Origin of the sequence: Corynebacterium mastitidis DSM 44356 (assembly GCF_000375365.1) — a bacterium.
Lineage (GTDB): Bacteria > Actinomycetota > Actinomycetes > Mycobacteriales > Mycobacteriaceae > Corynebacterium > Corynebacterium mastitidis.
Genome location: NZ_AQXB01000002.1, coordinates 70,569 through 85,927, shown reverse-complemented (window position 1 = coordinate 85,927; position 15,359 = coordinate 70,569). Strand labels below are relative to the sequence as shown.

13 protein-coding genes are annotated in these 15,359 nt (G+C 71.3%); 11 read left to right on the top strand and 2 right to left on the bottom strand.

Translation table 11 applies throughout. The features are described from left to right. Positions 1 to 55: 55 nt before the first annotated feature. The gene (locus B140_RS0102795; protein WP_018117832.1) at positions 56 to 1,099 is read left to right on the top strand and encodes a porin PorA family protein; all 1,044 of its coding nucleotides are present in this window, start codon (positions 56 to 58) and stop codon (positions 1,097 to 1,099) included. After that, a complete protein-coding gene (locus B140_RS11710) occupies positions 1,089 to 2,669 on the top strand; it encodes an MmpA family trehalose lipid delivery protein (RefSeq protein ID WP_018117831.1) in 1,581 nt (526 codons plus the stop codon). The genes B140_RS0102795 and B140_RS11710 overlap by 11 nt, the downstream gene beginning before the upstream one ends. Here B140_RS11710 and B140_RS13205 read toward each other — a convergent pair. After that, positions 2,557 to 3,711, bottom strand: a complete 1,155-nt coding sequence (locus B140_RS13205; protein WP_026165920.1) for a glycosyltransferase family 4 protein — start codon at positions 3,709 to 3,711, stop codon at positions 2,557 to 2,559. The genes B140_RS11710 and B140_RS13205 overlap by 113 nt on opposite strands. 99 nt (positions 3,712 to 3,810) lie before the next feature. On the opposite strand from B140_RS13205, the gene B140_RS0102780 reads away from it, so the two are divergent. From B140_RS0102780 to B140_RS0102750, 7 genes are all read left to right on the top strand, one after another. Next, positions 3,811 to 4,593 carry a class I SAM-dependent methyltransferase gene (locus B140_RS0102780; protein WP_018117828.1) on the top strand — a complete coding sequence of 261 codons (783 nt, stop codon included), beginning with the start codon at positions 3,811 to 3,813 and terminating at the stop codon, positions 4,591 to 4,593. Positions 4,594 to 4,601: 8 nt separating this feature from the next. After that, positions 4,602 to 4,973 (top strand): META domain-containing protein, encoded by a 372-nt coding sequence (locus B140_RS0102775; RefSeq protein ID WP_018117827.1) that lies wholly within the window; start codon positions 4,602 to 4,604, stop codon positions 4,971 to 4,973. A gap of 95 nt (positions 4,974 to 5,068) precedes the next feature. Next, the gene (locus B140_RS0102770) at positions 5,069 to 5,992 is read left to right on the top strand and encodes an ABC transporter ATP-binding protein (protein WP_018117826.1); all 924 of its coding nucleotides are present in this window, start codon (positions 5,069 to 5,071) and stop codon (positions 5,990 to 5,992) included. Between the two features lie 15 nt (positions 5,993 to 6,007). Further along, entirely contained in the window at positions 6,008 to 6,775 is a 768-nt protein-coding gene (locus B140_RS0102765) for an ABC transporter permease (protein WP_018117825.1), read from the top strand. 10 nt (positions 6,776 to 6,785) lie between these two features. Continuing rightward, the gene (locus B140_RS12890) at positions 6,786 to 8,012 is read left to right on the top strand and encodes a sensor histidine kinase (RefSeq protein ID WP_156801629.1); all 1,227 of its coding nucleotides are present in this window, start codon (positions 6,786 to 6,788) and stop codon (positions 8,010 to 8,012) included. Further along, complete coding sequence (locus B140_RS0102755; protein WP_018117823.1) at positions 8,009 to 8,632, top strand: response regulator transcription factor; 624 nt, start codon at positions 8,009 to 8,011, stop codon at positions 8,630 to 8,632. Before B140_RS12890 ends, B140_RS0102755 begins: the two co-directional genes overlap by 4 nt. A 70-nt stretch (positions 8,633 to 8,702) precedes the next feature. Further along, complete coding sequence (locus B140_RS0102750) at positions 8,703 to 9,815, top strand: esterase-like activity of phytase family protein (protein ID WP_018117822.1); 1,113 nt, start codon at positions 8,703 to 8,705, stop codon at positions 9,813 to 9,815. A 70-nt stretch (positions 9,816 to 9,885) separates the two neighbouring features. On the opposite strand, the gene B140_RS0102745 is transcribed toward B140_RS0102750, so the two are convergent. Continuing rightward, on the bottom strand, positions 9,886 to 11,715 hold the full coding sequence (locus B140_RS0102745) for a phosphoenolpyruvate carboxykinase (GTP) (protein WP_018117821.1): 1,830 nt from the start codon (positions 11,713 to 11,715) through the stop codon (positions 9,886 to 9,888). A gap of 497 nt (positions 11,716 to 12,212) precedes the next feature. Here B140_RS0102745 and trmB point away from each other — a divergent pair, with 497 nt between their 5' ends. Together trmB and B140_RS0102735 are read left to right on the top strand one after the other, a co-directional pair. Next, positions 12,213 to 13,046, top strand: a complete 834-nt coding sequence (gene trmB, locus B140_RS0102740) for a tRNA (guanosine(46)-N7)-methyltransferase TrmB (RefSeq protein ID WP_018117820.1) — start codon at positions 12,213 to 12,215, stop codon at positions 13,044 to 13,046. Positions 13,047 to 13,052: 6 nt separating this feature from the next. Further along, positions 13,053 to 15,359, top strand: a complete 2,307-nt coding sequence (locus B140_RS0102735) for an MMPL family transporter (RefSeq protein WP_018117819.1) — start codon at positions 13,053 to 13,055, stop codon at positions 15,357 to 15,359.

The following is a 15,359-nucleotide window of genomic DNA, read 5'->3' as shown; positions in this document are numbered from 1 at the left end:
CTGTGCTGGCATTCGGCGGCGTCGTCACCGCTCCCACCCTAGTGGAAGGATCACCGTGACAGGTACCCGAAAGTGGCTGATCGCCCTGGTCGCGGCCGCCATCGCGCTGACCATCAGCGGCGACGTGATCCCCCGGGCGATCCTGGCCTCCATGAAGAAGCTGGACGTCGAGGCCTCCGCCACCTTCCGCACCAAGCCCAGCCGCGCGCTCGTGCTGGACACGCAGGCGTGGCGGGATCGCGCCCCGGGCGACTGCCCCGAGCTGCGCTGCTACCAGACCACCGAGGAGGTCACGGAGACCACAAAGGTGCGGGTGGGGGCGGCGGAGGACCCCAAGGAGGCGATCATCACGGCGCGCTCCGAGCTGGGCCGGGCCCGGTGGGAGGACACCGTGCGCGTGACGCGCCACTCCACCTTCCCGGTGCTGGAGCCCAACGGGGAGGTGACCTGGGAGGGCACGCTGGCCGGGGCTCTCACGGGGCGGGCCACGGGAGAGTTCGCGCGCGAGGGGCTGCACTACCGCTTCCCCTCCACCACCGAGCAGAAGTCCTACCCCTACTTCGACCCCTGGAGCCTGCAATCCGCGCCCATCGACTACGTGGATAAGTCCCAGCACTACTTCCTCTACCACCAGGACGTGGCCCCGGTGGCGCTCACCCCGGACTCCCCCACGCTGCTGCGCGCCGAGCCGCTGAGCGGGCCCGCCGGCGCCTTTTACTCCCCGGAGGAGATCGCCACCCTGGGCATCCAGGGCCGCGAACCCGTGACCCTTACCCCCTATTACGCCGTCAACCGCACGCTCACGGTGGAACCGGCCTCCGGGGAGATCATCGACAAGCGCGAGCACCGCGTGGTGGTGCTGGCCCGCAGCGCGGAGGAGGCCCACAAGACCGCCGTGGAGGAGCCCGAGGGGCGGGTGCTCTACCGGGCCGACACCTCCTGGGACGACGCCACCGTGGCCGCCCAGGAGGCCAAGGCCAACCGGGTGGTGGACACCCAGCAGCGCATGGCGGTGCTCTCCTGGGTGTCCAAGGCGCTGCGCCTGGTGGTGGCGCTCGCCGCCGTGGTCCTGCTGATCCGCCGTCGCCGTGCCCGCTAGCGCTCCCCGGCCCCCGTCCCACGCGGCCGCCGCGCTGCTCAGCGCGTGGGCCACCCTCCTGGTGGGCCTGGTGACCCTGCCGCTGCTGGGCCCCGGCGTTCCCGCGCTGCGGGACATGATGGTGCTCGATCACCCGGGCCTAAGCCCCGGCGCGCTGGGGTGGGGCGACCTGCCCGCGCGCGGCGCGCCGCAGGAGGGGCTGCTCGCGCTGATCGGCACGATCGCCCCAGCCTCCTGGGCCATGCGCGGGATCGTGGTGGGCGCCGCCGTGGCCGGGGCGTGGGGCAGCTACCTCCTGGCCCGCCGCCTGGGCGCGAGTACCTGGGGGTGCGCCGCCGCCCTGGCCATCGGGATCGCCAACCCCGCCGTGATCGAGCGGCTGCTCCAGGGGCACTGGTCGCTGGTGGCCTGCGCCTGGCTGCTGCCCGCGATCGCCTGGGCGGGGCTGAGCGGGCGCCCCCGCGCGCAGTGGCTGGCCATGTGGGGCGCCTCGCTCAGCCCCACCGGAGGGCTGTGCGCGCTGCTCGTGGGCGCGGCCACGGCGCGCGCCCGGCGCCCGGTCACCGCCCTGATCGGGGCGGGGCTCTGCGCCCCGTGGTGGGTGCCGGGGCTCGTCGCCGGGGTGGACACCACCTCCACCACCCAGGCGGTGGCGGCCTTCGCCCCGCGCGCCGAGGCCTTCGCCGGTACCCCCGGCACCCTCATGGGGCTAGGCGGCATATGGAACGCCGCCGCCGTGCCCGGCGCGCGGGAATCCGGGTGGGCGCTGGCGGGCGCGGTGCTCTTCGCCCTGCTGTGCACGGGGTGGCGCCGCTGCCCCCGCCCCCTCCTCCTACTGGGGGCGCTGGGCCTGCTGCTCGGGCTGGCCGCCTGGGCGCTGCCCTCGGTGCTCGGTGTGGCGGTGGGCAACGTCCCCGGCGGGGGGCTGCTGCGGGACTCCCACAAGTTCGTGATCCTCGCCGTGCCCGGCTACATCGCCCTGGCCGCCGGGCTCGCCCCGGGGCGCGCGGCGGCGGCCACCGGCCTGTGCGCGGTGCAGCTTATCGACGCCCCCCTGGCGCTGGCCGCCCTGCGCCCCCTGCCGCCGGAGCGCCTGCCGGTGGAGCCCGCCGCCATGCTCGCCGTGCGCGACCGCGCGGCGGGCCGCGAGGCGCTCGTGGTGGGGGCGAACTCCGGCTCGCTCGTGGACGTGGGCGGGATCCCGCTGGTCAACCCGTGGTGGAAGGCCCTCCCCGCCGTGGAGCCGGGCGGCCTGAGCGTGGACGGGGTAGAGGTGGATCCCCCCTCTCCCCGGTGGCTGGCCGCCACCGAGGCGTGGCGGGCGGGCGACCTGCCCGAGTTGGAGCGCCTGGGAGTGGGCGTGGTGATCGACGGCGGCACCGGGGACGTACTCGCGGAGACCGCCGCCCCCGCGCCGGACCTGCGGCCCGGCCTGGGGCTGCTGGCGGGCTGGCTGCTCATCGCGCCCGCCGCCGTGGCCGCGGAGACCCGGTGGGGGCGTAGGCCCCGCTCACCTCGCGCAGCAGCGCCTCGAAGCGGGCCCCGGCCTCGTCCCAGGAAAAGGCGGTAGCCTTATCCCGCGCGGCGGCCCCCAGGCGACGCCGCTCGGCGGGATCGTCCAGCAGGCCGCGCACGGCCCCTATCAACTGCTCCCGGGTATCCACCAGGATCCCGGTACTGCCGTGATCGATGGAGTCGTTCAACCCCCCGGCCCCCCGGTATCCCACGGTGGGCACGCCGTGCTGGGCCGCCTCCATCACCGCCAGGCCCCAGCCCTCCTTGCGCGAGGGCATGAGGTGCAGCGCGGCGCGCGCGAGCTGGGCGTGCTTGTAGTCCTCGGACACCTGACCGTGGAACACCACCGCCTCCCCGAGGTGGCGCTCCCGCGCGTATTCGCGCAGCCGCTCGTTCCACCAGCCGCTGCCCAGCACGTCCAGCACCACCCCGTGGCTGCGGTGCAGGGCGGCGGCCACGTCCATGGCGTGCTCGATCTGCTTGTGCGGCACGAGCCGGGAAAGGGTCACCAGGTGCACGCGGGCGTCGTCGTCCAGGCGCGGCAGCCGCTCGGGGAGGGGGTCGATGCCGTTACGGATGAGGTGGATGCTCCCGGCGTCCACGCCCAGGCCCACCAGCTCCTCCCGGCTGGGGTGAGATACGGTGACGTACCTGCTGCCGCGATACACCCTCGGGGCCACGGTGGATTCCAGCCACCATCCCAGGCGCGCGATCACCGGCCCCGCCACCGGCCACTGCTCCCGGTGGCAGTGATGCGTGAGCAGCACCGTGGGGCGCCCGGCCACCGCGCGGGCAAAGAAGGGGATGCCGTTTTGGGTGTCCACCACCACGTCCACCCCGCGCAGCGGGCCCAGGCCCATCCGGCCCGCCAGCATGGCGCCCCAGGCCCGCGGGTACACCGTGTACTTGCCCCCGGCCCGGGAGAACCGCACCCCGTCCCGGAAGCTGCGCGCGGGCGCGTCCGTGTACGACGCCGTGCGGAACACCACCTCGTGCCCCCTGCGGGCGAGGTAGGCGGCCACGTGCTCCAGGTAGCGCTCCGAACCCCCGCCCTGGGGGTGATCGGTATCGCGCCAGCACAACAGGAGAATCTTCATAAGCCGTTCTAAGCCTATACGAGGCGCACGGAGACAGATGTACGCTCTCCGAAACCAGCCGAACCGCTACGCCGATAGCCCCTGTTACCCTTGAGGACCGTGCCCACCGCCCGCAGCCTGCCCCGCACCCGCCGCCGCGCCACCCTGCGCCGCTCCCTGGGCCTGCTGAGGGACTTCCGCTACGAGCAACCCGACCCCGCCCGCTTCTACGGGCACCTCGCCCGCGACACCGCCGAGCTGCTGGAATCCCTCAACCGAGACTCCGGGCGGGGGACGCTGCGCCACCAGAACATCCTGGACGTGGGCGGCGGCCCCGGTTACTTTGCCGCCGAGTTCGAGCGGCGCGGTGCCCGCTACGTCAGCGTGGAACCGGACGTGGGCGAGATGGCAGCGGCGGGCATCGAGGTCGCGGCGTCGGTACGCGGCTCCGGCCTGGACCTGCCCTTCCGCACCGGGGCCTTCGACCTGGTCTACTCCTCCAACGTGGCCGAGCACGTGCCCGACCCCTGGCGCATGGGGGAGGAGATGCTGCGCGTGACCGCCCCCGGGGGGCTCATGGTGCTCAGCTACACGGTGTGGCTGGGCCCCTTCGGCGGGCACGAGACCGGCCTGTGGGAGCACTACGTGGGCGGGGAGTACGCCCGGGACCGCTACACCCGCAGGCACGGGCACCCGCCCAAGAACGTCTTTGGCTCCTCCCTCTTCGACGTCTCCTGCGCCGCCGGGCTGGGGTGGGCCCGCAGCCTGGAGCACTCGGGGCGCGCCCGCGTGCTGGGGGCGTTCCCCCGCTACCACCCGGGCTGGGCGTGGTGGCTCACCCGCGTGCCCGGGGTGCGGGAGCTCGCCGTGAGCAACCTGGTGATCGTGGCGCGCCGGGTATGATAACGCCCATGTCTCTTCGTACCCCTCTGAGCGCCGCCGCCGTGCTTCTTCTCGCCGGGACCGCCACCGCCCAGGCCGCCGAGACCACCCCCATCACCGGCACCGAATGGCACCTCGCAGACGCCCCGGAGACCTTCTTCGTGCTGCACGAGGACGCCACCATCGGCGGGAACGACGGCTGCAACCTCTTCCACGGACCGGCCGCCCTGGACGGCAACGCCCTCACCGTGGGGCCCCTGGCCTCCACCATGCGCTTCTGCGACGGGGAAGCCTCCCTCACCGGGATCCTCGGCGGCACCCACGCCGTGGCGGTGGAGGGCGATACCCTCACCCTGACCGACGCTCAGAGCACCCGGTGGGGCTTTAGCGCCGTCGGGTAAGGCTTCCACCGACCTCGAGGAGGCATGACAAAAGTCATGCCTCCTCGTTATTTTTCTCTCTACCGGCGGCGCGGCGGGGGGATCATGATGAGGGCATGACGCAGAACATCATCGAGGTACGGGGGCTCTCCCGCTCCTACGGCGGGGCGGACAAGCGCCGGCCCTACACCGCCGTGCGCAACGCCACGTTCCGGGTGCAACGAGGGGAGATCCTTGGGCTCCTCGGCACCAACGGGGCCGGAAAAACATCCCTGCTGGAGGCGGTCGAGGGCCTGGCGCCGCCCACCTCGGGAACGGTACGCATCTACGGCCTCGACCCCTACAAGGAGCGCAGGCGGCTGCGCCCGGAGGTGGGGATCATGCTGCAGTCGGGAGGGCTGCCCCAACAGCTCACCGTGCGGGAAACCTTGGCCATGTGGGCGGGCACGCTCTCCACGCCACTGCCCGTCACGGAGGTTTCCGAGGCCGTGGGCCTCTCGCACCGCATGGACGTGAGGGTGGGCGCGCTCTCCGGCGGGGAGCAGCGCCGCCTGGACCTCGGCTGCGCGCTGGCGGGAAACCCCAGCGTGATATTCCTCGACGAGCCCACCACGGGACTTGACCCAGAGAGCCGACGCCACTCGTGGGAGCTGCTCAAGCGGCTCCGGGAGCACGGCACGACGATGATCCTCACCACGCACTACATGGAGGAGGCCGAGTTCCTGTGTGACCGCATCGCCCTCATGCACCGCTCGGAGATCGTCCGCACGGGCACGCTGACGGACCTCGTGGCGGAGGAGGATTCCCGGCTCGCCTTCCGCTCGCCCGTCGCCGCGCCCGACATCTTCTCCGGCACCTGCACCCGCAACGGAACCCTCCACGAGGTACGCACCCGGGACCTCCAGCGCGACGCCCTCGCGGCCCTGGAATGGGCGCGCACCGAGCGGATCGGGCTCAGCGAGTTCAGCGCCCAGCCGGCCACGCTGGAATCGGTATTCCTCTCCCTTGCGCAATGCCTCCCGTCCACCCCAACGCCCTAGAAAAAAGGAAAACCCATGACTACCACCACGCCGCGCGCACCTCGCTCCACCGCGCCCTCGCGCCTTGCCAGCCTGGGGTTGGCGGAGGGCCGCCAGCTCCTTCGCAACCGCACCCTCATGTTCATGGCCGCGCTGCCCATTGCGTTCGTGGTTCTTATCTACCGGGCCTTTCCCGGGAACAAGGCCGATCTGTCGGCCATGTCCGTGGACTACCTCGTGCAGTTTTCCCTCCTGTTTTGCGCCTATTATCCCCTGGTGTCCATGCTCACCACGCGCCGCGATGAGAAGGTGCTCAAGCGGCTGCGGGCGGGGGAATGCTCGGACGCGGAGATCCTCGCGGCCCCGGCGCTGCCCACGGCCTGCCTCTGCGCCGTGCCCGTTCTGCTCGGGGCGTTCCTGGTGATGCTGCTCAGCGGCGGGGCCCCGCGTCAGCCCGTCCTGGTTCTCCTCGCCGTCGCCCTGGGGATCGCGCTGTGCTGGGGCCTGGCCCTGCTCACCAGCGTGTTCACCCGTAACGCGGAGGCCGCCCAGATGACCAGCATGCCCGTGGCCTTCATGATTATGTTCTCCGCCGCCACCACGCGCGCGTCCTTTCCCGAGGGGCTGTCCGATCGGATGCAGTACACGCCCTTTGCCGCCGTCGCGGACCTGGTGCACGGGGGTTGGTTAGGGGAGTATTCCTCCCCCACGGAGTGGGCGCGCCCGCTGCTGATCCTGATCGCCTGGACGATCGGCTGTTGCTGGGCCGGAGTAACCCGCATGCGGTGGGACGAGCGCCGGTAACGTGTTCCTCATGGCAGATCGCTTAGGCGGGCTTTTCTCCTCGCTCCTTCGCCCTCCGCGCGCCTGGTCGGCGCTGCCGGGGTCCGCCAAGTTTGCCCTCTATATCCGCCTCTCCACGCAATTCCTCCTGGTCCTTCCCCTTTCCCTCACGGGGGCGTCGGCCTGGGCCTACTCGGAGCGCCATTCCGGCGCGCACGCGGCGTCGGCCTGGTTGTGCTTCCTCGGCGTCGTCGTGACCGCCGCGTGGGGGCTTATTCTTTCCTCCCGCGCACCGGCACTCAACCCCCGCTCGTCCGGGCGGCGCCCACGGCTCTTCGCGTGGGGGCTATCGGTCACGCTCGTGCTGTGGTGCCTTGGAAACCTCGCGGGCACGCTGGGAGGCTTCGTTCCCGGAACGGCGCTGGGCTTTGCGGCGGCGTCGATCCTCTGCCTGTGCTACCTCCCCTTCCTGCGCCGCACGTGGCTGCTCACCGGCGCGGTCACCGCCCTCAACACCGCCGCCTGGTGGCCCTTGCCCCGGGAGGTTATTCCCCAGGGCCCCTCGATCTCCCTCGCGGTCTCCCTGCTCGTCCCTCCGCTCTACGTCTTCTCCACGCTCAGCAGCGCGTGGGCGATCCGTCTCATCTCCGAGGCCGAGCGAGCCGCCGAGCTGCAGCGCCACCTCATCCTCGCCGAGGAGCGCCTGCGCTTCGCCCAGGAGATGCACGACACCCTGGGCCAGCGCCTGGCCGCCATCAACATCAAGGCGGAGCTGGCCCTCGCCCTCGCTCGGCGCGACGACGATCGCTTCCGCTCCGAGCTCTCCGAGCTGCGCGGGCTCGCCGCAACGTCCGTCTCCGAGATGCACGATGTGGTGCGGGGGTACCGAGACATCGACGTCGCTACGGAGATAGAGGAGGCGCGCCGCCTCCTCCGCGCCGGGGGAATCGCGCTCTCCGTCGAAGGCCACCCCCACGACCTCCCGGAGGCGCACCGCGAGCTGGCCGCCTGGCTGGTGCGCGAGGCCACCACCAACATTCTCAGGCACTCCGAGGCCACCGTGGCGTCGCTTCGCATAAGCGACGCATGCCTCGCCATCGGCAACAACAACCCCGGCACGCGCCTCGGCTCCCCGCGCGCGGGCGGGCTCGACGCCTTGCGGCGGCGCGCCGCCCGCCAGGGCGCGCTGCTCATCGTTGATTCCACGGACAAGGAGTTCCACGTGAAACTCCTCACGCATAAGGAGGACGCACAATGATCCGAGTGGCGGTGGTAGACGACGAGGCCCTCGTGGCCGCCTCCCTGGGCACGCTCCTGGGGCTGGAAAACGACGTCGAGATCCTCGCCACCGCGGGGTCCGGCGAGGAGATTCTGCGCTGGTGGCGCAGGCAGGACGCGCTGGGCGGGCCGCTGCCGGACGTTGCCGTGGTGGATCTCCACATGAAGGATCTCGACGGCATCGCCACCGCCCGCGCGTTGCGCGCCCTCGCCCCGGGCCTCGCCGTGCTCATCGTGACCAGCCACGCTCGCCCGCGCGGCTTGCGGCGGGCCCTGGAGAACGGCGTGCGCGGCTTCCTCCCCAAGACGGCCACGGCGCAGCAGTTCTCCGCCGCGATCCGCGCCCTCCACGCGGGCGAGCGCTCCATCGACCCGGAGCTGGCGGCGTGGACGATCGCCACGGGAGACTGCCCGCTTACCGAGCGGGAGACCGAGGTGATCGAGGCCGCCGGGCGCGGCGGCAGCGTCACGGACATCGCGGAGGAGGTTCGCCTCGCCCCCGGCACCACCCGCAACTACCTCAGCTCCGCCATGCGCAAGGTGGGCGCGGGCAACCGCTTCGAGGCCTACATGATCGTCCGGGAGCGCGGCTGGCTGTAGCCCGCCCGTTCACCCCTCCGTTACCCGCCCGACACCCCCGCGTTTCCCGGAACCGCTACGCTGCGCCACCATGCGCTTCCTTCGTTCCCGCCGCGTCGGCGCCCTTCTCCTCGCCGCCACCGTTCTTCTTCCCCTCTCCCCCGCCGCCGCACAGTCGGGCGCCCCGGCGCCCGCCCTCCCCAGCCAGTATCTCGGCGCGGTGGACCTCTCCGAAGCTCCCCGTTCTGCCGAGGTCGCGGACGCGCTCGGCCCCAGCGCCCCCTTCGGCGGCGTCTCCGGCCTCGAGCGCGTGGGGGCGGAGGACTACGTGGCGCTCTCCGACGACTCCGCGCAGCACGGCCCCGCCCGCGCGTACCGCTTGTCCATACCCTCCGATCCCGCCTCGGGTGCGCGCCCCACCGTCACGGGTGCGACGATCCTACGCGACCCCTCGGGCCAGCCCTACGCCCCGCAGACCGTGGACCCGGAGTCCGTGCGCCGCCTCCCCGGTGGGGACTTCGCGTGGACCTCCGAGGGCTGGGCCAAGGAGGGGAACTTCCGCTCCCCCGCCGTGGTCCTCAGCGACGCCTCCGGTAAGGAGATCGGGCGCCTCTCCGTGCCCTCCTACCACGCCCCCGATCCCGAGGGCACGCGCGGCGTGCGGCACAACAAGGCCAACGAGGGCCTGGCGGTCCTCGGGGAGGACGCGCTCATCACGGCCAACGAGGGCGCCCTTGTGCAGGACGGCCCCATGAACTCGGAGGAGCGCGGCATGCGGGTGCGCCTCACCCACTACTCCCTGGGCACCGGCCAGCCGCTCGCGGAGTATCCCCTGGAGATCGGCCCGCTCTACCCCGGCGCCCGCGACCGGGGCGTCTCCGAGATCATCGCGGGCGAGGACGGCAGCCTCTACGTCATAGAGCGCGGCTACGTGGAGGGGCGGGGGAACCGCGGCGAGATCTACCGGGTCACGCTGGACGGAGCCACGAACGTGCTGGGCAAGGAGGCCCTCGACGGCTCCGAAACGCCCGCGCGCAAGGAATTGGTGTTCGACTTCGCCTCCCTGCCCGAACACCCGGACAACATCGAGGCCCTGGCTTGGGCTCCCCGGCTTGCCGACGGCCGCGCGCAGCTCCTGGTCGCCTCCGACGACAACTTCAGCGATAAGCAGCGGACCCTGCTGCACCGGATCGCGCTGGGGTAGCGGTCGCTCCGAATAAAACAGAAGGTGGTCCTCCGCTCGAAGAACCACCTTCTAACCGGGGCAAACAGCCCTACGCGGAGGCCTCCTCCACGCGCCGCTGCAGCGCCCGGAACTGCTCCCAGACCTGCTCGGGCACGCGCTCGCCCAGGAACTTCAGGTAGGCGGCGTTATCCTCAAGGTCGCCCGCCCACTGCTCCGGCGGCGCGGTGAGCGCCTCGCGCACGTCCTCGATGGGGGTGTCCAGCCCGTCGAGGTTGATGTCCTCGGCGCGGGCGGTGTGGCCCACCACGGTCTCCTCCGCACCCACGCGGCCCTCGATGCGGTCCACGATCCACGCGAGGACGCGGGAGTTCTCGCCAAAGCCCGGCCACAGGAAGCGCTTGTCTTCGCCCCTGCGGAACCAGTTGACCAGGAAGATGGGGGGCATCTTGTCCCCGCCCTTGCGCCCCATCTCGATCCAGTGGTTGAGGTAGTCGCCCACGTTGTAGCCGATGAAGGGGAGCATGGCCATGGGGTCGTGGCGCAGCGCGCCCACGGTAGCCTCGGCGGCGGCGGCGGTCTGGCCGGAGGCCAGCAGCGCGCCGATCATGGTGCCGTGCTCCCAGTCGTAGGACTCGGTGACCAGCGGCACGGTGTCGGGGCGGCGCCCGCCGAAGAGGATCGCGTCGATCTTCACTCCGCGCCAGTCGTCGAACTCGGGCGCGGCCACGGGGCACTGGGAGATGGGCACGCAGTAGCGGGAGTTGGGGTGCGCGGCCAGGCCGTCGGACTCCGGGGTCCAGTCGTTGCCCAGCCAGTCGATGAGATGCTCGGGGGCCTCGCCCATGTCCTCCCACCAGACGTCGCCGTCGTCGGTGAGCGCCACGTTGGTAAACAGCGTGTTGCCCGGCTCCATCGTCTTCATGGCGATGGGGTTGGAGCCGTAGTTGGTGCCGGGGGCCACTCCGAAGAAGCCATTCTCCGGGTTGATGGCGTGGAGGTGGCCGTCCTCACCGAACTTGAGCCAGGCGATGTCGTCGCCCACGACCTCCGCCTTCCAGCCGGGGATGGTGGGGGTGATCATCGCCAGGTTGGTCTTGCCGCAGGCCGAGGGGAAGGCGGCGGCCACGTGGTAGGTCTTGTTCTCCGGGGAGGTGAGCTTGAGGATGAGCATGTGCTCGGCCATCCAGCCCTCCTCCTTGGCCATCACGGAGGCGATGCGCAGGGCGTAGCACTTCTTGGCCAGGATCGCGTTGCCGCCGTAGCCGGAGCCGTAGGACCAGATCTCCTTGGTCTCCGGGAACTGGGTGATGTACTTGGTATCGTTGCAGGGCCAGGCCACGTCCCGCTCGCCGGGGGCCAGGGGCGCACCCACGGAGTGCAGGCAGTGCACGAAGTCCCCGTCATCCCCGATCTTCTCCAGGGCCTCGCTGCCCATGCGCGTCATGATGCGCATGGAGAGCACCACGTAGGCGGAGTCGGTGAGCTGCACGCCGAGCTTGGGCTCGGGGTCGCTGATCGGGCCCATGCAGAACGGCACCACGTACATGGTGCGCCCGCGCATGGCTCCCCGGAAGTGCCCGCGCATCTCCTCCTTCATCTCCTCCGGCGGGGCCCAGTTGTTGGTGGGCCCGGCGCCGTCCTCGGTGGCGGAGCAAATGAAGGTGCGGGATTCCACGCGGGCCACGTCCGAGGGGTTGGAGCGCGCCAGGAAGCTGTTGGGGCGCTTCTCCTCGTTCAGGCGGATCAGCGTCCCGGCCTCCACCAACTCCGAGGTCAGCCGCTCCCATTCCTCCTGCGTCCCGTCCGCGAACACCACGCGCTCGGGCTCGAAAAGCTCCACGGCCTCGGCAATCCACCTCAGCAGTTCCTCGTTCTTCGTGGGCGCCAGTCCTTGCAGACCCTTGATGGCAGCGGTCATAACCTACTCCTGATCTTCGGTCGCTTTCTCTGCGATGCCCCTCTAGGGTATCCATCCGGGAGGAAGAAAGGCACCTCCCTCGCCCGAGCCCCCGCGCGAGTGGTCATAACATTTTACGCGCCCGCCCTCCTACCTGGCACGTCGCAATCTCGGCGCGCGAGGCCACCCGCGCACCGCACCCCCTTTCGGGGGCGGTCCCCCACTTTTCCCTCGCAACAAAAAGCCGCACGCGCGCCCCGAGCGGCCCGCCACGTCCCCATTCCCGCCCGCGAGGGCTCCCCCGTCGCGGCGTTCCCAGTACCTATCACCCACTCAGAACCGGGGCCGCGCTCCGCCCTCGCGCGCCCGAGCGCGTTACCCACCCCACACGTCGCCTTCGCCACACTCCGCCACGACGCGCCCCGTCGGCCCGCGATGGTTATAACCTTTCGGCCGGGGGCTGCCCGACGCCCGGGGGACGTCGATACGCAACCCCCTGCCCGGATATGCTGTAGGGGATGAAAAACTCTGCCTCCTCCCATGCCCCGAGCCTCGGTGACCTACCGCACGGCAGGCCCCTGCAATCGTCCTTCGACGACGGCCTCGATTACCCGCGCCTCGGCACCGTCTCCTTCCGCCGCGGCACGCTCACGCCCAACCAGCAGGAGACCTGGGAGGAGCACTGGCCGCGCCTGGGCCGCGTGATGAGCGACGATCGGATCGACGTGGACGCGTGGTTTGGCCGCAGCGGCCACCCCACCATCGTGGAGATCGGCTCCGGCACCGGCACCTCCACGGTGGCCATGGCCCCGCTGGAGGAGGGCACCAACATCATCGCCGTGGAGCTGTACAAGCCCGGCCTGGCCAAGATGATGGGGGCGGCGCTGCGCGAGGGCGTGGATAACATCCGCATGGTGCGCGGCGACGGCGTGGAGGTGCTCAACCGCATGATTGCCCCGGAGTCCCTGGACGGGGTGCGCGTGTTCTTCCCCGACCCCTGGCCCAAGGCCCGGCACCACAAGCGCCGCATCATCCAGTCCGGCCCGCTGCGGCTGATCGCCACCCGGCTTAAGCCCGGCGGGGTGCTGCACGTGGCCACCGACCACGCCGAGTACGCGGAGTGGATCAGGGAGCTGGTGGACGTGGAGCCCATGCTGCGCTACCGCGGCTGGCCGTGGCCGGAGTGCCCGGTGCTCACGGACCGCCAGGTGCGCACCAAGTTCGAGGGCCGCGGCCTGCGCATGGAGCACACCATCACGGAGTTCCTCTGGGAAAAGGTGGCGGCCCCGGAGCACCCGGGCGGCGCGAGCGCCACCGCAGGCACCGCGCCCGCCCCCGAGCAGGAAGGATAACCGCCCGTGTTCCTGCGCTGGGGTCAATTTTCCTACCGCCACCGCCGCCTCATCCCCGCCCTGGTGGTGCTCGCCATCCTCGCCCTCTACGGGATCTTCGGGCTCCGCCTGGGCGACCGGCTCAGCCAGGAGGGCTGGGAGGACCCCGGGGCGGACTCCACCGTGGGCGCGCGCATCGAGCAGGAGACCTTCGGGCGCGACGATAGCGGGGACGTGATCGCCCTCTACACGCTGGACCCCGCCGCCCCCGGCGGCCTGAGCGACCCCGCCGTGGCCTCGGCGATCCAGGGCCAGCTCGACGCCCTCAAGGCCCGGTACCCCTCCGAGATAGGGCACATCACCAGCTACTTTTCCCACCGCACCCCGGAGATGATCTCCCCGGACGGCACCCGGGCCTTCGCCGCCATCGGGCTGGCGGGCGACGGCGAGCAAACGCTCAAGGACTACCGCGCCATCGAGGACGCCCTGCGCGGCCAGGACCTGCCCACGGGCGTGACCCTGGAACTCGCCGGGGCCACCGCCGTGGCGGACTCCCTGGACGAGGGCATGGCCGGGGACATCTCCCGGGCGGAGCTGGTGGCCCTGCCCGTGGTGGCGGTGCTCCTGCTCGTGGTGTTCGGCTCCGTGGTGGCGGCCACCATGCCGCTGATCGTGGGCGTGCTCTCCATCCTGGGCTCCCTGGGCATCCTGTCCATCCTCGCGGGCGGCACCCAGGTCAACGTGTTTGCGCAGTCCGTGGTCACGCTGCTGGGCCTGGGCCTGGCCATCGACTACGGCCTGTTCATGGTGTCCCGCTTCCGCGAGGAGATGGACAAGGGCACCCCCATCCCCCGGGCGGTGGCGGCCACCACCGCCACGGCGGGCAAGACGGTGGTCTTTTCCGCCGCGATGGTGGCCGTGGCGCTCTCGGGGCTCATGATCTTCCCCCAGGCCTTCCTCAAGTCCGTGGCCTACGGGGCGATCTCCGCGGTGGGCCTGGCGGCCCTGCTCTCCGTGACGGTGCTGCCCGCCCTCTTCGGGCTACTCGGCACCAACATCGACCGCTGGGCGCTGCGCCGCACCTCCCGGCGCGGCAGGCGCCTGGAGGACACCCTGTGGTGGCGCATCCCCGCCTGGGCCATGCGGCACGCCAAGGCCGTGACCGTGGTCATCGCCGGCGGCCTGCTGGCCCTGGCGATCCCGCTCACCCACATCACCTTCGGCGGCATCAACGAGACGTACCTGCCGCCCACGAACGAGACGCGCCAGGCCCAGGAGTCCTTCAACGAGGCCTTCCCGGCCTTCCGCACCGAGCCCATCAAGCTGGTGGTCACGGGCGCGGACAACCAGCAGCTCAGCTCCGTGTTCCGCCAGGCCAGCGAGGTGGAGGGCCTCACCGGCCGGTTCAGCCCCTCCCACCCCAGCCAGGACGGCACCACGGTGCTCACCGCCGGGATTAAGGACCGCGCGGACAACCATCGCGTGGTGGAGCAGCTCCGGGACATCGACGCCCCCGAGGGGGTGTCCGTGTACGTGGCGGGCACCCCGGCGATGGAGGTGGAGTCCATCGAGGCGCTGCTGCACACGCTGCCGTGGATGGCGCTCTACATCGTCCTGGCCACCTTCCTCCTCATGGCCCTGGTATTCGGCTCCCTGATCCTGCCCGCCAAGGCCATCATCATGACCATCCTGGGGCTGGGCACCACGCTGGGCATCCTCACCCTCATGTTCGTGGACGGCGTGGGCTCCGGGGCGCTCAACTTCACCGCGGGCCCGCTGATGAGCCCCGTGCTGGTGCTCATCGTGGCCATCGTGTACGGCCTGTCCACGGACTACGAGGTGTTCCTGGTATCCCGCATGGTGGAGGCCCGGGATCGCGGGGCCAGCACGGACACCGCCATTAAGTACGGCACCGCGCACACCGGCGGGATCATCACCGCCGCCGCGCTCATCATGATCGTGGTGGCGGGGGCCTTCGGCTTCTCCGAGATCGTGATGATGAAGTACATCGCCTTCGGCATGATCGCGGCCCTGCTCATCGACGCCACCGTGATCCGCATGATGCTCGTGCCCGCCGTGATGCACCTGCTGCGGGAGGACAACTGGTGGGCGCCGCGCTGGCTGCGCCGCGCCTACTCCCGGCTGGACCACGGCGCGACGGCGGAAAGGCCCGAGGACGCCCCGCGCCCCTCCGCCGCGGCGCCGCACGCGCCCATCAACATCGACGAGGCCGTGGTGATCGAGGACACCGAGGCCGCGCGCGGCGGGCGCACCACCACCCAGGACGAGAAGCTGGTGCCCTTCAAGGACCTCGTCGAGAGGCTGGAGAAGTAA